Annotated in this window: 19 protein-coding genes; 9 read left to right on the forward strand and 10 right to left on the reverse strand. The window is 73.2% G+C overall.

All coding sequences use genetic code 11. The annotated features are described in order from the left end of the window. Positions 1-12 precede the first annotated feature (12 nt). A complete protein-coding gene (locus ACE3QY_RS14915) occupies positions 13-1,515 on the reverse strand; it encodes an amidohydrolase (RefSeq protein ID WP_374456822.1) in 1,503 nt (500 codons plus the stop codon). Positions 1,516-1,577: 62 nt separating this feature from the next. Here ACE3QY_RS14915 and ACE3QY_RS14920 point away from each other — a divergent pair, with 62 nt between their 5' ends. Further along, complete coding sequence (locus tag ACE3QY_RS14920) at positions 1,578-2,231, forward strand: hypothetical protein (protein WP_374456823.1); 654 nt, start codon at positions 1,578-1,580, stop codon at positions 2,229-2,231. An 18-nt stretch (positions 2,232-2,249) separates the two neighbouring features. Then, positions 2,250-2,882, forward strand: coding sequence for a hypothetical protein (locus tag ACE3QY_RS14925; RefSeq protein WP_374456824.1), 633 nt, complete (start codon positions 2,250-2,252; stop codon positions 2,880-2,882). Between the two features lie 7 nt (positions 2,883-2,889). On the opposite strand, the gene ACE3QY_RS14930 is transcribed toward ACE3QY_RS14925, so the two are convergent. Then, positions 2,890-4,320 carry a serine/threonine-protein kinase gene (locus tag ACE3QY_RS14930; protein ID WP_374456825.1) on the reverse strand — a complete coding sequence of 477 codons (1,431 nt, stop codon included), beginning with the start codon at positions 4,318-4,320 and terminating at the stop codon, positions 2,890-2,892. A 53-nt stretch (positions 4,321-4,373) separates the two neighbouring features. Between ACE3QY_RS14930 and ACE3QY_RS14935 the strand changes: the two genes are divergently transcribed. From ACE3QY_RS14935 to ACE3QY_RS14945, 3 genes are read left to right on the forward strand one after another with little or no spacing between them, the layout of a single operon-like run. Further along, the gene (locus tag ACE3QY_RS14935; protein ID WP_374456826.1) at positions 4,374-4,952 is read left to right on the forward strand and encodes an RNA polymerase sigma factor; all 579 of its coding nucleotides are present in this window, start codon (positions 4,374-4,376) and stop codon (positions 4,950-4,952) included. Further along, the gene (locus ACE3QY_RS14940) at positions 4,949-6,499 is read left to right on the forward strand and encodes a M1 family metallopeptidase (protein WP_374456827.1); all 1,551 of its coding nucleotides are present in this window, start codon (positions 4,949-4,951) and stop codon (positions 6,497-6,499) included. The genes ACE3QY_RS14935 and ACE3QY_RS14940 overlap by 4 nt, the downstream gene beginning before the upstream one ends. Before the next feature lie 31 nt (positions 6,500-6,530). Beyond that, a complete protein-coding gene (locus tag ACE3QY_RS14945; protein WP_374456828.1) occupies positions 6,531-8,006 on the forward strand; it encodes a carboxyl transferase domain-containing protein in 1,476 nt (491 codons plus the stop codon). A gap of 137 nt (positions 8,007-8,143) precedes the next feature. Here the strand turns inward: ACE3QY_RS14945 and ACE3QY_RS14950 are convergent, their stop codons facing one another. The 5 genes from ACE3QY_RS14950 to pdhA form a co-directional block, all read right to left on the reverse strand. Next, positions 8,144-9,202, reverse strand: a complete 1,059-nt coding sequence (locus ACE3QY_RS14950; RefSeq protein ID WP_374456829.1) for a hypothetical protein — start codon at positions 9,200-9,202, stop codon at positions 8,144-8,146. Then, positions 9,195-10,655 (reverse strand): hypothetical protein, encoded by a 1,461-nt coding sequence (locus ACE3QY_RS14955; protein WP_374456830.1) that lies wholly within the window; start codon positions 10,653-10,655, stop codon positions 9,195-9,197. The genes ACE3QY_RS14950 and ACE3QY_RS14955 overlap by 8 nt, the downstream gene beginning before the upstream one ends. Positions 10,656-10,696: 41 nt before the next feature. Beyond that, positions 10,697-12,352, reverse strand: a complete 1,656-nt coding sequence (locus ACE3QY_RS14960; RefSeq protein WP_374456831.1) for a 2-oxo acid dehydrogenase subunit E2 — start codon at positions 12,350-12,352, stop codon at positions 10,697-10,699. Between the two features lie 70 nt (positions 12,353-12,422). Further along, a complete protein-coding gene (locus tag ACE3QY_RS14965; protein WP_374456832.1) occupies positions 12,423-13,400 on the reverse strand; it encodes an alpha-ketoacid dehydrogenase subunit beta in 978 nt (325 codons plus the stop codon). After that, the gene (pdhA, locus tag ACE3QY_RS14970) at positions 13,400-14,470 is read right to left on the reverse strand and encodes a pyruvate dehydrogenase (acetyl-transferring) E1 component subunit alpha (protein ID WP_374456982.1); all 1,071 of its coding nucleotides are present in this window, start codon (positions 14,468-14,470) and stop codon (positions 13,400-13,402) included. The genes ACE3QY_RS14965 and pdhA overlap by 1 nt, the downstream gene beginning before the upstream one ends. A gap of 694 nt (positions 14,471-15,164) precedes the next feature. On the opposite strand from pdhA, the gene ACE3QY_RS14975 reads away from it, so the two are divergent. Next, positions 15,165-16,337, forward strand: coding sequence for a family 43 glycosylhydrolase (locus ACE3QY_RS14975; RefSeq protein ID WP_374456833.1), 1,173 nt, complete (start codon positions 15,165-15,167; stop codon positions 16,335-16,337). 3 nt (positions 16,338-16,340) lie between these two features. Here the strand turns inward: ACE3QY_RS14975 and ACE3QY_RS14980 are convergent, their stop codons facing one another. The 3 genes from ACE3QY_RS14980 to ACE3QY_RS14990 are packed head-to-tail and all read right to left on the reverse strand — an operon-like array spanning position 16,341 to position 19,008. Then, on the reverse strand, positions 16,341-17,330 hold the full coding sequence (locus tag ACE3QY_RS14980) for a glutathione S-transferase family protein (RefSeq protein WP_374456834.1): 990 nt from the start codon (positions 17,328-17,330) through the stop codon (positions 16,341-16,343). A gap of 33 nt (positions 17,331-17,363) precedes the next feature. After that, entirely contained in the window at positions 17,364-18,437 is a 1,074-nt protein-coding gene (gene hisC / locus ACE3QY_RS14985) for a histidinol-phosphate transaminase (protein ID WP_374456835.1), read from the reverse strand. A 10-nt stretch (positions 18,438-18,447) separates the two neighbouring features. Then, complete coding sequence (locus tag ACE3QY_RS14990) at positions 18,448-19,008, reverse strand: VanZ family protein (protein ID WP_374456836.1); 561 nt, start codon at positions 19,006-19,008, stop codon at positions 18,448-18,450. A gap of 193 nt (positions 19,009-19,201) precedes the next feature. On the opposite strand from ACE3QY_RS14990, the gene ACE3QY_RS14995 reads away from it, so the two are divergent. The 3 genes from ACE3QY_RS14995 to ACE3QY_RS15005 are packed head-to-tail and all read left to right on the forward strand — an operon-like array spanning position 19,202 to position 20,957. Next, a complete protein-coding gene (locus ACE3QY_RS14995; RefSeq protein WP_374456837.1) occupies positions 19,202-19,591 on the forward strand; it encodes a phage holin family protein in 390 nt (129 codons plus the stop codon). Positions 19,592-19,596: 5 nt separating this feature from the next. Continuing rightward, on the forward strand, positions 19,597-20,094 hold the full coding sequence (locus tag ACE3QY_RS15000; protein WP_374456838.1) for a low molecular weight protein-tyrosine-phosphatase: 498 nt from the start codon (positions 19,597-19,599) through the stop codon (positions 20,092-20,094). Next, positions 20,094-20,957 (forward strand): fructosamine kinase family protein, encoded by an 864-nt coding sequence (locus tag ACE3QY_RS15005; protein WP_374456839.1) that lies wholly within the window; start codon positions 20,094-20,096, stop codon positions 20,955-20,957. Before ACE3QY_RS15000 ends, ACE3QY_RS15005 begins: the two co-directional genes overlap by 1 nt. Positions 20,958-20,976 lie beyond the last annotated feature (19 nt).

Here is a 20,976-nt window from a genome sequence, read left to right on the forward strand (position 1 = left end):
ACGTGGCCCGGGTCACATGCTGGTCCCACTGCGCTCGTACGCCGGCTCCCCCGCCACCCAGGTCGCGACCACGTTGTCGGCGAAGCCCCGCAGCGCCAGACCGTGCTCACGGTCGGACGCACCCTCGAGCGGGTCGGCGTCGAGGAGCACCAGGTCGGCCGGGTGGCCGGCGGCGACGGTGCCCCAGCCGTCGGTCGAGGCGGCCAGCGCCTCCCGGGCGGTGATCGACTGCTCGGGGTGCCACGGCTCGCGATCGTCGCCCGAGCGGTGCACGGCCGCCGCGATCGCGAGCCACGGGTCGAGCGGCGACACCGGGGCGTCCGAGCCGAGCACGACCTCCACGCCGTCGTCGAGCATCCAGCGCAGCGGGAAGCAGCGCTCGGCCCGCCCCGGCCAGAGCCGCTCGGTGACGTCGCGGTCGTCGAGCAGGTGGGCCGGCTGGACGCTCGCCCGGACACCCAGCTCGGCCATCCGGCGTACGTCGTCGCGGGTGGTGAGCTGGACGTGCTCGATCCCGCCGCGGGCGCCGGTGTCGGCGAAGGCCGCCAGCGCCTCGGTGACCGCCCGGTCGCCGATGGCGTGCACCGCCACGTCGAGCCCGCCGGCGGCGGCGCGGGCGAGCAGGTCGCGCAGCTCGGCGGGCGTCTGGTTGGGCTGGCCCTCCTCGAAGCCGGGCACGGCCTTCTCGGCGTAGGGCTCGCAGCACCAGGCGGTGCGGGTGTTGAGCGACCCGTCGCTGATGATCTTCAGCGGTCCCATGGTCAGCCGTGGGTCGCCGGCCAGCGGGTCGCCCGAGCGCAGCCCGCGCGCGAGCACGTCGTCGAGGCCGTCGGCGTAGCAGGCGTGCCGGACGCGGATGAGGTCGGCGCCGCCGGCCCAGCGGGCCGCCCAGTCGGCCACGCCGCCGCTGAACTCGAGGTCGACGACCCCGACCACGCCCTGCGCCGCGGCGGCCTCCATCGACCGGCGGTAGGCCTCCGGGCCGGTGCCGTCGGAGCCGACGACGGCGGCGAGCCGACCGTAGGCCTGGAACCACTCGCCCTCGCTGACCACGCTGTCGCGGATCGGCAGCGCCAGCATGTGCAGCGCGATCGTGTTGAGCCAGCCGTGGTGCCCGTCGCCGGCGATGAGCACGACCGGCTGGTCGGTGCCGATCGCGTCGAGGTCGGACACGGTCGGGTTGTCCGGCCACGCGGTCGGCCGGTGCCCCCAGCCGATGACCGGCAGGTCGGGCCACTGCTCGAGCCGCTCGCGGACCAGCGCCACCGCCTCCTCGCGCGACCGCGCCGGGCCGAGGTCGAGCCGCGCGGAGGCGAGCGTCCACTGGCCGAGGTGCACGTGCTGGTCCCACAGGCCGGGCATCAGCCAGCCACCCGCGACGTCGTACGCCGTCTCGCCCGTGCCGGCGGTCAGGCCGGGGCCGACCTCGACCACGCGACCACCCTCGACCCGCACGTCGACGGGTCCGGGCACGGGCTCGGTGACGGCGACCAGGCGGGCGTTGCGGAGGAGCATGGGGCCACCGTAGGAGGTCGTGCCGCGACCGCCGCGCGAGGCCCTCCGGATAGGTTGTGCCCATGGAATGGCAGGGGCCTGCGGTGCTGGTCGCGCTCCTGGCGATCGGGGCCGGGAGCGGCTACGCCGCGTCCGCGCAGACCCGCGACACCAGCATCGGGGCCGGGGTGCCGGTCCCGGTGCCGCTCGAGAGCCCGGATCCCCCGGTGGAGGCGCCGCGCCCCTACTCGCCCGACCCGGACGACCCCGAGCTGGAGCCGGGCATCCCGATGACCACCGGCACGATGGGCACCGGCAAGTTCGAGATCCTGTTCCCGGTGCCGGTGGGCTGGCGCACCAACGCCAACGCCTCCAACGAGATGAAGTTCAAGGCGCCGGGCACGTCCAACAACAGCTACGTCATGCGCGTGGAGCAGATCGACAGCCAGGACATCACCATCGAGGACGCCATCGACATCCGCGTCGAGCGGCTGCGCGCCGAGCAGGAGGACGTGGTGATCGTCGACCGCGGCGCGAGCTCGCTCGAGTACACCTACCGCAGCAACGAGGGCAACGCGCGCCACAGCTTCATGCGCTGGCTCGACCTGGACTCCAGCGGCCAGGCGGACGTCGAGATCGTGGTGCACGGGCGCGAGCGCGACGTCCCCGGCAGCAAGGACCTCATCGATCGTGTGGCCGAAGGCATGCGCGGCGCGACCGGCGGACCCGTCGAGTAGCTGGTTGGATCCGTGACTGTGAGGACGCGAGGCCCGTTGGCGCTGGGACTGCTGCTGGTGCTGGGCACCGCGGCGGGCTTCGGCATCTCCCTGGTCGTCGCCGAGCACCCGCCCGGCAGCGGTGCCGCGGCGCCAGTGGCCGCCCAGTCGCCGAGCCTGCCCGTCGACCCGGTCCCCGAGCTGCTGCCCGATCCCCCGACTGCGCCGCTCGCCCCGTCGCTCGACCTGGTCCGCACGAGCGTCGGCACCGGTGACTTCCAGATGTCGCTGCCGGTGCCCCGCGGCTGGGACTTCTTCGTCAATTCCCTCAACGAGTGGCAGTGGCGACCGCCCGACCAGCCCGACTTCGGCTACGTCCTGCGCGTCGAGCAGGTGCTGAGCAACCGCCGCTCGATCCAGTGGACGCTCGAGAACAGGATCGCCGAGCTGGACGAGGACGAGGACAACGTCGAGATCCTCAGCCAGGACGACGGGCTGCTGCACTTCACCTTCGTGACGTCCAACCACCTGCGGCACGGCTACCTCACCTGGCTGGACCTCACCGGCTCCGACAACGCGCAGGTCGAGATCGCGGTCACCGGCCGCGAGGTCGACGACGCGGGCATGGCCGACCTGGTCGCCCGCGTGGCGGCCGGCATCGAGCTGGGCTGAGAGCCCCTCAGATCCCCATCCCGGAGACCTTGACGGCATCCAGCACCTGGTTGGCAGTCGCGCGGTCGTCGCTGCGGACCTGCACCCAGAGCAGCTGGCTCTCGTTGACCTGCACCACGCGCTCGACGGTGTAGTCCACCTCGGGGCAGCCGTTGAAGAAGACGGTCATCGAGCGGTCGCCGTTGCGCTCGTCGAAGACCGGCTTGCGCGCGGTCTCGCAGGCCGGGTGCTGGGGAACGCGCGTCGGCAGCTTCTCGCCCTCGAGCAGCCCGACGAACACGCCCTCGGCGGGCTCGGTGTCGGTGTTCCAGCCGGCGCGCACGCCGGCGGCGATGGAGGGCTGCTCCTGCTCGCCGTCGGCGGGCGTCCACGGCTCGGGATCGACCTGCGCGGTCCAGGCCTCGGGCACGGTCACCGAGATCGTGCCGGTGGCGTCGTCGACGGTGCGGTCGGTCGTCGCGGCCCGCTCGAGGAACCAGCCGACGCCGCCACCGACCACGAGCGCCAGCACCCCGGCGACCACCCACGGCCACGTGCGACGGCGTACAGCATCGGGCAGGGGCGGCAGGCTGGCGGCGATGCCGGTGCTCGCCGGACGGCCGGCCGCCTGGGTGAGCTCGGGGTCGGGCGGGATCCACGCCTGCGGGGCCTCGTCCATCTCGCCGCCGAGGGCGTCCACCAGCGCGCCCACGAAGGACGCGACGTCCTCGTAGCGGTCGTCCCGGTCCTTCGAGAGCGCCTTGAGCACGACGGCCTCGGCGTCGGGGTTGTCGATCTCCATCGGGGGCGGGGGCGCGGGGTCCTCGGCCGCGGAGAGGCTCTTGTGGTCGTAGGGCTGGCGGCCGGCGAGCAGGTAGTAGCTCAGCGCGGCGAGGGAGAACTGGTCGGCCCGCGGGTCGAGGCCCTCGCCGAGCGCCTGCTCCGGGGCGACGTACGTCGGCGTGCCACCGACCATGGTCAGCCGGGACGACATGTCCATCGCCTTGCCGAGCCCGAGGTCGCCGACCATCGCGACGACCTGCGAGCCGCGGCCGTTCTCGATCGTGCGGAAGAGCACGTTGGCGGGCTTGATGTCGCGGTGCAGCACGCCGCGGTCGTGCAGGGCGGTGAGCCCCTGGCCGACCTGGGCGATGACGGTGAGGGCCTGCGCGGGCTCCAGGGCGGACAGCTCGAGCCGGTCGGCGAGCGTGCCCTGGTCGGCGTACGCCATCACGAGGTAGGGGCGGTCGTCGGCCAGCTCGCCGGCGTCGTAGACGGTCACCACGTGCGGCGACTCGACCTTGCGGAGGAACCGGCCCTCCTCCAGGAAGCGCTGCCGGATGTGCAGGTCGCCGGTCCAGTTGTCCGCGAGGACCTTGATCGCGACGGGCGAGTCGAGGTGCTCGTCGTAGGCCAGCCAGACGGTCGCGAAGGCTCCGGACCCGATGCGACGGCGCACCGGATACCGACCGAGACGAGAAGGAGCGGACACCCGGGCATTATCGTGCAGGCGTGAGCTATTCGGGGGACGGCGGGGCCGCACTGGCGCCGGACGACATCGACGCACTGGCCCGAGACGCGCGTGACGGCGACCGTGACGCGCTGGAGCGGCTGCTGTCCGAGGTGCGCCCGCGCGTCCTCAACATCTGTCGCGGGGTGCTCCCGTACTCCGGCGACGCCGAGGACGCCTGCCAGGAGGCGATGCTCAACGTCGCCACCAAGATCGGCAGCTGGGGCGGCCGGGGCCGCTTCACCACGTGGCTGCACATCGTGGCCGTCAACAGCGCGCGGACGACGTACCGCCGGCTGCGCAACCTGGCCACGCCGACCGACTTCGAGGACGGCGCGCACGACCGTCCCGACCCGCGCACCACGAGCGTCATCGCCGGCACCCGGCTCGACCTGCTCGAGGCGATGGAGACGATCGAGCGCGACCACCCGCAGTTCGTCGAGCCGCTGCTGCTGCGCGACGTCTACGGCCTCCCCTACGACGAGATCGCCGCGCTGGTCGACGCCCCGCTGGGCACCGTGAAGGCGCAGATCCACCACGGCCGCAAGCTCGCCCGGCCGCTGCTGCGGGGCGAGAGATGACCCTGCCGCGCCGGTCGAGTGCGCCCGCGGCAGCAGTCGCCGCGCGGCTGCGCACTCGACTCGGGGTCGCGGCGATGGTGGTGCTGCTGGCCGGCTGCTCGACCGAGCAGGACGCCGCCGACGAGCTCGCGCCGCCGTCGGCCACCACGACGAGCGGGTCGACCGAGGACGTCCTCGCGCCGACGTCGCCCGCCCCGGTGACCGACGCCGTCGAGCAGGACCTCGACCTCGCGCTCTCGGAGCCGGTGGAGGACAGCGTCTACCCCGACGTCGGCGACCCGCGCGTCGACGCCCTGCTCTACGACCTCGACCTCACCTGGGATCCGGCGGACAAGCGGCTGGAGGGCGAGGCCGTCATCGACTTCCGCGCCACCCGCAGGGCCCCGCGCTTCCAGCTCGACCTCGGCCCGGGCCTCACCGTCGGCGAGGTCTCCCTCGACGGCGAGGTCGTCGGCTTCGCCCGGCGCGGCAAGGACCTCGTGGTCAAGGCGCCGGTCACCGCCGACCAGCGCTACCAGCTGAGCCTGGACTACGTCGGCACGCCGGAGCCCGCGCCCGCCCCCACCACCCGGCGCGACTTCTCCACCACCGGCTTCACGATCACGCCCACCGGCGAGGTGTGGACGATGCAGGAGCCCTACGGCGCCTACACGTGGTACCCCGTCAACGACCAGCCGTCCGACAAGGCGCTGTACGACGTGACCGTGCACGCGCCCGCGCCGTGGACCGGCATCTCCAACGGCCACCTCACCGAGCTCACCACCGACGACGCCGGCACCACGACCTCCTGGCAGCTCACCGAGCCCGCGTCGTCGTACCTCATCACGCTCGCCATCGGCGACTACGCCCACAGCAGCAACACCACCAGCAGCGGCATGCGCGTCGACTACTGGACCCCGCGCGGACTGGCGCAGCACCTCGAGCAGGTCCAGGGCGCTGCCGCGTCGGTCGACTGGATCGAGTCCAAGCTCGGCCCCTACCCCTTCGACTCGCTCGGCCTGGTCGTCACCGACTCGATGAGCGCCATGGAGACCCAGACCATGGTCACGCTCGGCAACAACGACTACGTGCTGTCGCCCGCGGTCATCGCCCACGAGCTCGTCCACCAGTGGTACGGCGACCAGGTCTCGCCGAGCGACTGGCGCGACGTGTGGCTCAACGAGGGCATGACGATGCTGATGCAGTGGATCTACCAGGACGAGCACGAGATCCAGCCGATGCGCGTGAGCGTCACCAACGCCCGCGCGAGCGACCAGGCGCTGCGCAACGACTACGGCCCGCCCGGTGACTACGACCCGCGCCAGTTCGGCGGGTCGAACATCTACACCTCGCCCGGCCTGATGTGGAACGAGCTGCGGCTCGAGCTCGGCGACGACGAGTTCTACCGGATCGCCCGCTCGTGGCTCACCGAGAACGACGGCACCTCGGTGACCCGCGAACAGGTCTTCGACCACTGGGAGAAGGAGACCGGCCGCGAGCTGTCGGCCTTCTTCGACGCCTGGATCACCGGACGCACCACACCGCAGCCAGGCGTGCCGAAGGCCTGACCCGCAGCCGGGGATGGCCTAACCTCGCGCAATGAGCGAACGACTGAGTGCGCGCGACCTCATCGACCTCGTCCTGGACCCCGGTTCGTGGTCGTCGTGGGACACCCCGCCCGCCAGACACGGCATCTCGGAGGAGTACGCCGCCGAGCTGGCGGCCGCGGCCGAGAAGTCGGGCGTCGACGAGTCCGTGCTGACGGGCGAGGCCCGGATGCACGGGCGCCGGATCGGCGTCCTGGTGGGCGAGTTCGGCTTCTTGGCCGGCTCGATCGGCCGCGCCGCCGCCGACCGGATCGTCGCCGGGATCGAGCGCGCGACCCGCGAGGGGCTGCCGCTCGTGGCCGCCCCGATCAGTGGCGGCACGCGGATGCAGGAGGGCACGCCGGCCTTCGTGCAGATGGTCCGCATCTCTGCGGCGGTCGCCGCGCACCGCACCGCGGGACTGCCCTACCTCGTCTACCTCCGCCACCCGACCACCGGCGGCGTGATGGCGTCGTGGGGCTCGCTCGGCCACGTCACCGTCGCCGAGCCGGGCGCCCTCGTGGGCTTCCTCGGTCCCCGGGTCTACGAGGCGCTCTACGGCAAGCCCTTCCCCAGCGACGTACAGACCTCGGAGAACCTGTACGCCCACGGCATCATCGACGCGGTCCTGCCACCCGACGAGATCGCCGACATCCTCGACCGGGCGCTGACGATCCTGATGGCGGCGCGCGAGGGCGTGATGCCGGTGGCCGACCCGGGCCAGGAGGACGTCCCCGACGTCGACACGTGGGACTGCGTGACCCGGTCGCGGCGGCCGGACCGGCCGGGCGTGCGCCGGCTGCTCCGCTACGCCGCCAGCGACGTCGTACCCCTCAACGGGACCGGGCAGGGCGAGGCCGACCCCGGCCTGCTGATCGCGCTGGCCCGCTTCGGCGAGGCGCCCTGCGTGTTCCTCGGCCAGGACCGGCGCGGCCAGACGACCGACCACCCGCTCGGGCCGGAGGCGCTGCGCGAGGCCCGACGCGGAATGCGGCTGGCGTCCGAGCTCGGGCTCCCGCTGGTGACGGTGATCGACACCCAGGGCGCCGCGCTGTCGGCCGACGCCGAGAACGGCGGGCTCGCCGGCGAGATCGCCCGGTCGCTGGCCGACCTCGTGACGCTGGACGCGCCCACGCTGTGCCTGATGCTCGGCGAGGGCAACGGAGGCGGCGCCCTCGCGCTGCTGCCCGCCGACCGGGTCGTCGCCGCACAGCACGCGTGGCTCTCGCCCCTCCCCCCCGAGGGCGCGTCGGCGATCGTGCACCGCGACCTCGACCACGCCGCCGACATGGCGCGCGCCCAGCAGGTGCGGGCGATCGACCTCTACCGCCGCGGTATCGTCGACCGGATCGTGGCCGAGAAGCCCGACGCCGCCGACGAGGCGGAGGACTTCTGCCACCGCGTCGGCGCCGTGCTCGAGCACGAGCTCAGCGCCCTCCTCGCCGCCGGCCCGGGGTCGCCGGAGAAGCGGGCCCGGCGCTACGTCTGATCTTCGCGGGGGCGGCGTTGTCGTACGCCCGGGCGGTGGTCCACCTACATTTCCGGCCGTACGAATGTCGGTGGGCCACCGCTCGCCCGGTTCGGCGGTGGTCCAGGGGGATTCCGGGCTGTCGGAATCCCCCTCGATCACCGCTCCTCGGGGGAGTCGGGCGTGTCGGCGCGCTCGGCCTGCTCGGCGGCCGCCTCGTCCTGGGCCTCGACGACCTCGGCCTCGGTGACGGCCTCGGGCTCGTCGGCGGGACCGTCGGGCGCCTCGTCGGCAGCCACCTGGGCGGCGGGCTCGGCGGCGGGCTCGGGGGGCACCATGCCGGGCACGGTGCCGGTGAGGGTGGCGAGCATCTGGCGGACGTTGGAGAGCTGGGCGTTGATGCTGTCGCGACGCTGGGCGGCGGCGGTGAGCTCGCGCTCGGACTCCGCGCGCACGCGGTCGGCGGTCGCCCGGGCCTCGGTGACCATCGCGGTCGAGCGCTCCTCTGCATCGGCGAGCATCCGTGCGATGCGGGCCTCGGCCTCGGCGCGGCTGCGCTCCATCGCGGACTCGGCGTCGCGGTTGCGCGCGGTCATCGCGTCGAGCTCGGCCTGGGTGGCGGCCTGCTGTGCCTGGAACTCCGAGGTCGCCTTCTGCCGGCGCTCGGCCAGCGTGGTCTCGAAGTCGGCCGCGGCCTGGGCGGCCTTGGCGCGCTGGTCCTCGTGCAGTGCCTCGGCCTCGGCCCGGCGGGCGGAGGCGTCACGCTCGGCCGCGTCGCGCTCGGAGTCGGCGGCGGTCCGGGCGTCAGCGACCAGCCGGGCGCTCTCCGCCTCGGCGTCGCGGCGGGTCTCCTCGGCGTAGCGGTCGGCGTCCTGCCGCAGCGCCGAGACCTCCATGTCGGCGTCCTTGCGCAGCGCCTCGATCTCGCCGACCACCCGGTCGCGGATCTCGGCGGCCTCGGTCTCGGCGAGGGACAGGATCTGCCCGACGCGCTCACCGAGGTGGGCGTACGTCGGCGGCTCCGGCTGCTGCGCCTCCCGGGAGACCAGCGCCTCGCGGGAGGCTGCGGCCTCGGAGCGGGACTGCTCGACGGCCTGCTCGGCCGCCTCGACGCGCTGGCGCAGGGCGGCGAGCTCGGTCTGGGCGGCGCTGAACGCTCGTTCGACCTCCGCCGGGTCGTAGCCGCGGCGCACGGTGGTGAACAACTCTTCAGGCATCGGGGGTCTCCTGGTCGGGCTGGAACTCGGGGGCGAAGGGGTGGGGTTCGGGGGCGCGCTGGACGGTGCTCGGCTGGTCGGTCTCGGGGACGGACAGCGCCTCGATGACGCCGGACCACTGACCGAGCTCGGCCACGATGCCGTCGCGCCTGGCCTGGAGCTGGGCGATCTCGGAGCGGGCGCGCTCGAGCGCGAGGCGGGCGCTCTCGCGCAGCTGGTCGGCCTCCGCGCGGCCCTCCGCGACGTGCGCGACGGACTCCTCGCGGGCGCGGCGGCGCTCCTCGGCAGCCTCGGCACGAGCGCGGGTGACCTCCTCGGCGACCAGCGCGCGCAGGCTGGCCGCGCCGGACTCGGCCTCGGCGCGTCTACGCTCGAGGCGCTCGACGGCGCGCTCGGACTCGTCGGTCGCGTCGGCGACGATCCGGACTGCCTCTGCCTCGGCCTGCTCGAGGACGGCACGCGCCTCCGCCCGCCGCTCCTCCGCGGCGTGGAAGGCGTCCTGCGCGACCTCCTCGGCGCGCTGCTTGGCCTCGGCGAGCTCGAGCGCCACCCGGGCGTTGACGGCCGCGATGACGCCGTGCGCGCGCTGGCGTACGAGCCGGGCGTGGTCACCGGCGTCGGCGTGGGCGGCCTTGCGGATCGAGTCGGCCTCGGTCCCGGCGCCGGCGAGGACCGACTCCACGGTGCGGGTGGCCCACTCGGTCTGCTCGGCCGCGTGGCGCAGCTTCTCCTCGCTCTCCACCCGGGCGGCGGCCAGCATCTCCTCGGCGGCCTGGCGCATCCGGTCGACCTCGGCGCCGGTCGTACGCCGCAGCTCCTCGACGTGGAGCCCCGCGTCGTCACGCATCCGGGCGGCATCGACGGACGCGGTGGCGCGGAGCGACTCGGCCTCGGCGGTCGCGGAGTCGAGGTGCTGCTGGCCAGCGGTGCGGCCCTCCTCGACCAGCCGGGCGGCGGCCTCCTGCGCGGCGGCGACGGCCGACTCGGACTCGGACCGGGCGCTCTCGAGGAGGTCGGCGCGCTCGAGCGCCGCGGTGTCGCGCAGCTCCTGGGCCTCGGCGCGGAGCACGATGGCGTCGTCCTGGGCCTGCGCGCGGAGCTTCTCGCCCTCGGCCCTGGCCGCCTCGACCTGCTCGTCGCGGGCGCTCGACGCGGAGCTCATCAGCAGCGCGGCCTGCTCGTTGGCGTCGAGGACGATCGTCGAGGCCTCCTCGGACGCGCCCGCCAGCACCTGCTCGGCCTGGTTGCGGGCCCGGCCTGCCTCGGCCCGGTCACGCTCGGCCTCGACCTTCAGCAGGCGGGCCTCCTCGCGGAGGTCGGCGAGGTCGGCGGTGAGCCGCTCGGCCTCGAGCCGGGCCTCGGTGACCAGCTGGTCGGCGACCTGCTGGGCCCGGGCCAGCAGCGCAGAGGTCGAGGACTCCCCGGGCGTGGTGTCCGGGGCACCGTCGTTCATCCGCTGCTCCTCTCCGGCCGAGTCCGACGCCCTACATCCTCTCAGGACACCCCTGAGGGTGACAAAGGGATGTCCACCCCGATGGGCCCCGCTGACCGGGCACTCCGTCCCCGTCCCGAACGCCGACCGGGCACTTCCACCCCGGGGGGGGGGTGGAATTGGCCGGGCGCGCCGAAGAGCCGCGCGGTGCCGGGGGGGCTCAGCCACCCCGCCCCGTCGGCGAGGAAGCGTGAACCCTTCTCGCCGTCGATGTGGCGGTGGTCGAAGGACAACGCCAGCGTGGTGACGTCGCGTACGACGATCTCGCCCGTCTCCTCGTCGACCCAGGGCCGCTTGTTGATCGCGCCGAAGCACAGGATCGCCGACTCGCCCGGGTTGATGATCGGGGTGCCGGCGTCGACGCCGAAGACGCCCACGTTGGTGATGGTGAACGTGCCGCCCGCCATCTCCGCCGGCTGCGTCTTGCCGTCGCGCGCGGTCGCGGTGAGCTCGCCCAGCGCGGCCGCGAGCTCGGTCATCGACAGCGTGTCGGCGTCCTTGACGTTGGGCACCACCAGGCCGCGCGGGGTGGCGGCCGCGATGCCGAGGTTGACGTAGTGCTTGTAGACGACCTCCTGCGCGGCCTCGTCCCAGAAGGAGTTGATCTCCGGGGTGCGCTTCATCGCCAGGATGACGGCGCGGGCCAGTACGAGCAGCGGGCTGACCCGGGTGTCGCGGAACTCCGGGCGCTTCTTCAGCCGCGCGACGAGCTGCATCGCGGCGGTGACGTCGACGGTGATCCACTCGGTGACGTGCGGGCTGGTGAAGGCCGACTGGCTCATCGCCGTCGCCATCATCTTGCGCACGCCCTTGATCGGCTCGCGGGTCTCGCGCTCACCGGGTGCCGCCGCAGGGGCGACCGGAACGGTGGCTGCCGGAGCGGCCGGGGCCGCGCCGTTGGCAGCGCCCTGCACGTCGTCGCGGGTGATCGAGCCCGACGGGCCCGAGCCAGTGAGGGTGGTCAGGTCGACGCCGAGGTCCTTGGCGAGCTTGCGCACCGGCGGCTTCGCCAGGGCGCGTACGACACCCGGCTCCTGCGCCGCGGCCGGCACCAGCGCCTCGGCCGGGGCGGCCTGCGTCGCCCGCTGGTCGGTCGCCGGCACCGGGGACTCGTCGGCCGGCATGACCTCGTCGGACTGGGCACCGCCGGGCGAGAACGCGCCCTGCACCTGCATCTGGGTCTGGCCGCCGGCCACCGTGCTCGGCGACGCCGAGCCGCGACGGGCGCGACGCATGGGGCCGCGCTCGGCCTTGATCCGGCCGACGAGGGACGCGCCCTCCATCGAGCCGGAGGCGGCCGGGTTGGACAGGTCGATGTCGGCCGGGTCGACCTGAGCCTCGGCCGCGCCGGCCTTCTCGGCCATGCCGAGGTAGGGGTCGGACTCGGTCTGCTCCGTCGGGGCGGTGGGCGCGGGGGCCTCGCCCTCGGCGCCGATCGAGATGATCGGGGTGCCGACGGGGATGGTCTCGCCCTCGGGGACGAGCAGCGCGAGGACGGTGCCCTCGAACGGCGAGGGCAGCTCGACGAGCGACTTGGCGGTCTCGATCTCGACGATCACGTCGTTGATCTCGACGGTGTCGCCGACCTTGACCTTCCAGGCCACGATCTCGGCCTCGGTCAGGCCCTCGCCGACGTCGGGAAGGAGGAATTCAGACATCAGGATCCTTTCGGAGGTCCTTGGTTTCGACACGGTCGCTGCGCGACCTGCTCAACCAGCGGACGTGGGCTCAGTAGCCGAAGGAGCGGTCGACGGCGTCGAGCACCCGGTCGAGGTCGGGGAGGTACTCCTCCTCGATCCGCGAGGGCGGGTAGGGGGTGTCGAAGGCGCCGACGCGGAGGACGGGGGCCTCGAGGGAGTAGAAGCACTCCTCGGTGACCCGGGCGGCGAGCTCGGCGCCCATGCCGAGGTTGACGTGGGCCTCGTGGGTGACCACGCAACGGCCGGTGCGGCGTACGGACTCGTAGACCGGTGCCATGTCGAGCGGCGAGAGGGTGCGCAGGTCGATGACCTCGAGGTTGCGGCCCTCGGACTCGGCGGCCTCGGCCGCCTTCAGCGCCGTCTTGACCGTCGGACCGTAGGCCAGCACGGTCGCGTCGCTGCCGGCCCGCACCACGCGCGAGGTGAACAGCGGCTCGGGGGTCGCCGACTCGTCGAGCTCGGCCTTGTCGGCGTGGTACTGCCGCTTGGGCTCGAGGAAGATGACCGGGTCGTCGTGGGCGATGGCCTGCTGGATCATCCAGTAGCCGTCGACCGGGTTGGAGCAGGCCACGACCTTGAGGCCGGGGGTGTGCGCGAACTGCGCCTCCGGGCTCTCCGAGTGGTGCTCCACCGCGCCGATGCCGCCGCCGAAGGGGATGCGGATGACGATCGGCATCTTCACCTTGCCCTGCGAGCGGTAGGTGTACTTGGCGACCTGGCACACGATCTGGTCGTAGGCGGGGTAGACGAAGCCGTCGAACTGGATCTCCACGACGGGGCGGTAGCCGCGCAGCGCCATGCCGACCGCGGTGCCGACGATGCCGGACTCCGCGAGCGGGCTGTCGATGACGCGGTCCTCGCCGAAGTCCTTCTGCAGGCCGTCGGTGATGCGGAAGACGCCGCCGAGCTTGCCGACGTCCTCGCCCATCAGGAGGACCTTGTCGTCGTCCTCCATGGCCTTGCGCAGGCCCATGTTGAGGCCCTTGGCCAGGGTGATCTTGCTCATCAGTGGGCTCCTTCGAACGACTCGAGGTAGGCGGCGAAGCCGTCGCGCTGGGCGGCGATCTCGTCGGTCATCTCGCTGAAGACGTAGCCGAACTGGTCCAGCGGCTTCGGGTCGGGCAGTGCCTTGCAGCCCTCGCGGAGGTGGTGGCCCAGCTCCTTGGCCTCGGCGTCGAGGTCGTCGAAGAACTGCTGGTCGACCAGGCCGTTGCGGCGCAGGTAGACCTTGAGGCGCTCGATCGGGTCCTTGAGCTTCCAGTGCTCGAGCTCGTCGTTGAGGCGGTAGCGGGTGGGGTCGTCGGTCGTGGTGTGCGCGCCCATCCGGTAGGTGTAGGCCTCGACGAACGACGGCCCGTTGCCCTCGCGGGCGCGCTGCAGCGCGGCCTTCGTGACGGCGTACGTCGCCAGCACGTCGTTGCCGTCGACGCGGATGCCCGGGAAGCCGAAGCCCAGCGCGCGCTGGTAGAGCGGGATGCGGGTCTGGCGCTCGATCGGCTCGGAGATGGCCCACTGGTTGTTCTGGCAGAAGAACACCACGGGTGCGTTGTAGGAGGCGGCGAAGATGAACGCCTCGTTGACGTCACCCTGCGAGGACGCGCCGTCGCCGAAGTGGGCGATCACGGCCGCGTCGCGCTCGGGGTCGCCGGTGCCGACGACGCCGTCGCGCTGCATGCCCATGGCGTAGCCGGTGGCGTGGAGGGTCTGCGCGCCGATGACGATCGTGTAGAGCCCGAAGTTGTTCTCGTTGGGGTCCCAGCCACCCTGGTCGACGCCGCGGAACAGGCCGAGGAGGCGCAGCGGGTCGACGCCCTTGCAGTAGGCGACGCCGTGCTCGCGGTAGGTCGGGAAGACGTAGTCCTGGGGGCGCAGCGCGCGGCCGGCGCCGATCTGGGCGGCCTCCTGGCCGAGCAGCTGGGCCCAGATGCCGAGCTCGCCGTGGCGCTGGAGGGCGGTGGCCTCGACGTCGATGCGCCGGGTCAGCACCATGTCGCGGTAGAGGCCGCGCAGCTCCTCGGCGGAGAAGTCGTGGTCGAACTCGGGGTGGTGCACGCGCTCACCCTCAGGCGTCAGCAGCTGGACGAGGTCGGGGCCACCGTCGGACTGGGAGGGCCCGAAGACCTCCGCAAGGTCGGGGCCGAAGGTGTCACTCCCGGGGGAGGCAGGATCGGACAACGCAGTCTCCTTCAACAGCTAGCGGCGGTCTCGGGATCGCCGGACGCCGACGGCTTGCAGCGTGGTCGTCGGCGTGTGTGACCCCGACCACATGGTGGTGCTCAACGTATCGGCCGCAGCCTGCCAGCACCAATCAGGAGGGGGTCCCCGGGGCGCTCCGGAGAGGCACGCGGGCGCGCAGACGAGCCGGCGCCGATGGACTCGTGGGTGATCCGTCGACGCCGGCTCCCTCCATGGGGGGTGGAGGCTCGGGCGGCTGTTCTGCGTGCGCCCGGAGTTCGTCCCTCGTCTGGCGTCCGTCACCCCGAGGTGAGAGTCCGGGAGGACCGACGAGGCTCATGTCGCCCCCCTGTCCGACGTGTCGTCGGCCCTCCCGTATCCGCGGCCCCCTGCACACCCCCGTGCTTTCCGCGAACGCTCTTCGCACAGCATCGAGATGCCGGGGGCGCACGCCAAGCCCCCTGCACGAAGATCGGTCAAGCGTGCGGCGTGGCTTGATCGTTTCTGGACGACGCGTGCCGATCAGCGGCCCACCGGACCAGACCGGACGTAGCCTGACGACCTGTCGAGGTGCCGGAGACGGGGGTGTGGGCGGATGCGAGACGTGACCCGCGCGCTGCTCGCGGTCGCCGTCTCGGCGCTCGCGCTGGGCACCTCCGCGCCCGTCTCGCGGGCCGACGTGACGACCTTCCCGCCGCGCCCGCTCTTCTGGGAGCAGCCGCTCGCCGACCCGTCCGTGGTCCACGACGGGACCCGGTGGTTCGCCGCGGGCACCGGTTGGCGTGGTGGCACCAGCACGAGCACCCAGGAGTACGCCGGCTGGGTCGCCGGCGCGCCGCTGCTCGACTCTCGGCCGCTGTGGGCGCGCAACGGCGACGTCTGGGCGCCGGAGGTCGAGCGGGCGTCGGACGGCACCTGGCTGGCCTACTACTCGATCCCGGTCACCGGGCTGCCCAACCTCACCGACCGCTGCATCGGGGTGGCCACCTCGCCGGACCTGTCGACACCGTTCACGCCGCTGCACTCCCAGCCGCTGGCCTGCCCGGCCGGCGCGTCGACCGCGGCCGCCAGCGACGTCGTGCCGACCGAGGCGGGGCTCCCGCGGCGCGGCGTCATCGACCCCTCGTCGTACGTCGCTCCGGACGGCCGGCGGTTCCTGCTCTACCGCACCCAGGGCACGCCGTCCTCGATCCGGATGGTGCGGCTGACCCGCAGCGGGCTGCGCGCCGCCGGCCCGAGCCGCGAGGTGCTGCGCGACCCCGGCGTCCTGGAGAACCCGGAGCTCGTCGACGCCCGCGGCCGGCACCACCTGCTGCTCAGCCGCGGCGACTTCGGGCGCTGCGGCTACCGCACCGTCTGGCGGGAGTCGGTCTCGATCCGTCGCGGCTGGCAGTCGGCCCCCGAGCGCGTGCTGCTGGACCGCTCCACCACGGGGATCTGCGGCCCGGGCGGCGCCGACTACGTCGCGACCACGCCGAACCGGCTGTTCGTCCACGGCTGGGTGTGCGACGGGGTCAACGGACCGTGCGAGTCGTCGTACTCCTCGCACACCGACACCCTCGACCGCGGGCACCGGGTGCTCTACCTCGCCCGCCTCCGCTGGACCAAGGACGGGCCGCGGCTCGCACGCTTCGGCCAGGGACCTGCCTGGACCTCGCCGCCCACTCCGACCCCGACTCCCACGCCGACCCCGACTCCGTCGCCCACACCCACTCCGACACCGACGCCCAGCCCGCCTCCGACGAGCCCGACGCCGCCGCCTGAGTGAGGATCAGCCGCGCCCGTGGGGCGTGAGCCACCCCGACTCGTCCGGGCCGACGGGCACGATGCCGGTCGGGTTGATGTCCTCGTGGACGACGTAGTAGTGCTTCTTGATCTGGTCGAAGTCGACGTCGTCGGCGAAGCCGGGCGTCTGGAAGAGGTCGCGGGCGTAGCCCCAGAGGTGCGGCATCTCGGTGAGCTTGTTGCGGTTGCACTTGAAGTGGCCGTGGTAGACCGCGTCGAAGCGGACCAGGGTGGTGAACATCCGGACGTCGGCCTCGGTGAGGCGGTCACCCATCAGGTAGCGCCGGTCGGCGAGCCGCTCCTCGACCCAGTCCATCGCGGTCCAGAGCCGGTCGTAGGCGTCCTCGTAGGACTCCTGGGACCCCGCGAAGCCGCAGCGGTAGACGCCGTTGTTGATCTCGGTGAAGATCCGCTTCATCACCGGCTCCATCTCCGCGCGGAGGTCCTCGGGCCAGAGGTCCGGCGCGTCGGGGCGCTGGTGCTCGCGCCACTCGAAGGAGAGGTCGTGGGTGATCTGCGGGAAGTCGTTGGTGACGACCTTGCCGGACTCGACGTCGACGATCGCCGGCACGGTGATGCCGCGCGGGTAGCCGGGCTCGCGGGCGAAGTACGCCTCCTGGAGCCGCTCGATGCCGAGCACCGGGTCGCGGCCATCGGGGTCGAGGTCGAAGGTCCAGCTGCGCTGGTCGTGGGTCGGGCCGGGGGCACCCCACGAGATGACGTCCTCGAGGCCGAGCAGGCGGCGCACGATGATCGAGCGGTGCGCCCAGGGGCAGGCGCGTGCGGCAACGAGGCGGTAGCGGCCGGGGGTCGCCTCCCACACCGGGACGTCGCGCGGGCTGTCCTTCGAGCCGCTGGGGAACTCCTCGTCGAGCGGGTCGGCCGACCGCTCCCCCGCCAGGATGCGGTCGGGGAGGTAGGTCATGTCGCGCTCGAACGGCTCGCCCTGCTTGGTGTAGCTCGCCTTGTCGTTCACCCTTCAACCTTACGACGAGGATGCGCGGCGCCCTCAGGGCGCGAAGCGGGCGGCCACCTCGACGACGCGGTCGAAGGCCTCGGCCTCGCCGATGCTGACGCGTACGCCGTCGCCGGCGAAGGGCCGCACCGAGACGCCGACCTCCCCGCACGCCGCGGCGAAGTCGAGGGCGCGGTCGCCGAGGGGGAACCAGACGAAGTTGCCCTGCGCGTCGGGCAGCTCCCAGCCGACCTCGCGCAGCCGGGAGATCAGGTCCGCCCGACGCTCGACGAGGTCCGCGACCCGCGCGAACAGCTCGTCCCGCGCCTCGAGCGAGGCGATCGCGGCGGCCTGGGCGACGTGGCTGACACCGAAGGGCAGCGACACCGCGCGGAGCGCGGCGGCCAGCGGCGCGGGGGCGACGGCGTACCCGACCCGGAAGCCGGCGAGGCCGTAGGCCTTGGAGAACGTGCGGGTCAGCACGACGTTCTGGTGGCGCTCGTAGGTGGCGATGCCGTCGATCGCGTCGTCCATGCGCACGAACTCGAGGTAGGCCTCGTCGACCACGACGACCACGTGGGTGGGGATCTTCGCGATGAAGGCGTCCAGCTCGGCCTGCGTGACCGCGGGACCGGTGGGGTTGTTCGGGGTGCAGACGATGACGACCTTGGTGCGGTCGGTGACCGCCGCGGCCATCGCGTCGAGGTCGTGGCGCCCGTCCGCGGTCACCGGCACCTGCACGCTGCGCGCGCCGCCCGCGGTGACGGCGATCGGGTACGCCTCGAAGGAGCGCCAGGCGTAGACGACCTCGTCGCCGGGCTCGCAGAAGGCGTTGACGAGCTGGTAGATCAGCGCCACCGACCCGGTCGCCGCGGCCAGGTCCTCCACGGGCACGCCCATCGCCTCGCCGAGCGCGGCGTAGAGCGCGGTGCTGCCCATGTCGGGGTAGCGGTTCATCGCGGCCGCCGCCTCGGTCGCCGCCTCCAGCACGCCGGGCAACGGCGGGTAGGGGTTCTCGTTGGAGGAGAGCTTGTACGACGCCAGCCCGGGTCGGGCGACGGGCGGCTTGCCGGCGACGTACGCGGGGATGGCGAGCACGTTGGGCCGGGGCTGGGGACTCGTGGTCATGGCCCCGACCTTAGTGAGCCGGCTTCCGCCCCCGCCACGGCCTCACGACCGGCAGCAGCACGAGCCCGATCGCGAAGCCGATCGCGGCGCCGAGGACGTTGTCGACCATGTCGGTGACGTCGCAGGCGCGGTCGAGGCGGGCCAGCTGGAGCTGGAGGAACTCGATGCCGAGGCTGTACGCCGCCAGCGCGGCGAGGCCGAGCGGCGCGAGCACGACGCCCGACCACCAGCGTCCGACCGCCAGCACGAGGAACAGGCCGGCCGGGACGAAGAGCAGCACGTTGAGGGTCCGCTGGTCGAGGCCGAAGACCTCGAACGTCGTCCCCGACGGGCCGCCGTAGTCCCACGAGCAGGTCTCGCTGCGTCCCTCCGCCGGCACGATCCCGACGTCGGGGCGGGTCGGCACGAGGGTGACCAGGGCGATCGCGACCAGCGACCAGAGCAGCCCCGCGACGGCGACCGCCGAAACGGTGCCCAGCCACCGGCGGGCGACCACGGCGAGCAGGACGGCGACGACAGCGGCGAGCAGACCGCCGAGCACCATCACGCCCGTCCCGCCGATCGTCACCACGCGGGCGAGGGTAGCCACCCGCCGCTGGTTGAGCAGGGCGCCCCGGCGCCCGTGTCGAAACCGAGGCCACCACGCACCCTTGGTTTCGACACGCTCGCTGGCGCTCGCTGCTCAACCGGCGGGGTCCTCGCTGGCGCTCGCTGCTCAGCCGGCGGAGGTCGCGAGGACGGGTGGCTTGGCTACTGTCCTACCCATGCGTTTCGTGACGTGGTTGCTGACGTACGCCGCCGGCCTCGCCGTGGCGGCGCAGCTGCTCGATGGCATCTGGTTCGACGGGCCGAGGAACGGGCAGGCCGAGCTGCAGGAGAAGATCGTGCCGCTGCTGGTGGTGGCGCTGATCCTCGGCCTCGTCTCGACCTTCATCGAGCCGGTCATCAAGCTGCTCTCGCTGCCGTTCATCATCCTCACGCTGGGCTTCCTGCTGCTGGTGATCAACGCGCTGATGCTGCTGCTGACCGCCCGGCTCGCGGACGCCTTCGACCTCGGCTTCCACGTCGACGGCTTCTGGAACGCGCTCGTCGGCGCCATCGTCGTCACCATCGTCGGCTGGGGCGTCCGGACCGCCCTGCCCGCCCGGGACTGAGGCGCGTGCGGCTGCCCGATCCCCGCATCCCCGGCCACTACCGCATCGCGCTGGTGTGCCTGGGCAACATCTGCCGCTCCCCGATGGCGCACGTCGTCCTGGAGAGCCGGCTCGCCGACGCCGGGCTCGACGACCGCGTCGAGGTCCGGTCCTCGGGCACCGGCGGCTGGCACGTCGGCAACCCGATGGACGACCGCGCGGCCGCCACGCTCACCGCGGCGGGCTACGACCCGACCCGGCACCGCGCCCAGCAGTACGACGCCACCTGGCCCGAGGCGTACGACCTGGTGCTCGTGATGGACGGGTCCAACCTGGCCGACGTCGGCGGGCGCAGCGACCGGATCGGGCTGTTCCGCGACCTCGATCCGGTCGATCCGGGTGGCGAGGTACCAGACCCGTACTACGGTGGGGCCGACGGGTTCGAGGAGGTGCTGGCGATGGTCGAGCGCACGAGCGATGCGATCGTGACCGCACTGGACGGTGCGCTGGGGCCCCGCGCCTGATGGCTCGCCAGCCGCTGGTCGCCAAGCGCGCCGAGGAGCTCCTCGGCGCGTCGGTGGTGGCGACCTCGCCCGTGGCCGGCGGTGACATCGCGACCGCCACCCGGCTGCGGCTCTCGACCGGGCAGACCGCCCTGATGAAGACGCTGCCGCACGCCCCGGAGGGGTTCTTCGAGGCCGAGGCCGCCGGCCTGCGCTGGCTCTCCGCGGTCGAGGGCGGGGTGCCGCTGCCCGACGTGCTCGGCGCGGCCAGCGACTGCCTGATCCTCGAGTGGGTCGAGCAGAGCGCCAAGACCCCGATCGAGGCGGCGGCCGCGTTCGGCCAGCAGCTCGCCACCACCCACGCCGCCGGCGCCGACGGCTGGGGGCTGGACCACGACGGCTACATCGGGCGGCTGCCGCTGCCCAACAAGACCGCCGGCTCGTGGCCGGAGTTCTACGCCGTGCGCCGGGTGCTGCCCTACCTCAAGCTCGCCCGCGACCGCGACGCCATCACCGAGGAGGACGCCGCCTCGGTCGAGGCGGTCGTCGGCCGGCTCACCGACCTGCTGCCCGACGAGCAGCCCGCCCGGCTGCACGGAGATCTCTGGAACGGCAACTGCCTCTGGGGCCAGGACCTCGCCATCCACGTCATCGACCCGGCGGCCCACGGCGGCCATCGCGAGGTCGACCTGGCGATGCTCCACCTCTTCGGCCTCACCCACCTGCCGCGGGTGATGGCGGCCTACGACGAGGCCACCCCGCTGGCCGAGGGCTGGGAGGACCGGCTGGGCATCCACCAGCTGTTCCCGCTGCTGGTGCACGCCTGCATGTTCGGCGGCGGCTACGGCGCCCGGGCCGGCGCGGTCGCGGCGCGCTACACCTGACCCGGGGTCGAGTGCCCTC

Origin of the sequence: Nocardioides sp. (assembly GCF_041913365.1) — a bacterium.
GTDB lineage: Bacteria > Actinomycetota > Actinomycetes > Propionibacteriales > Nocardioidaceae > Nocardioides.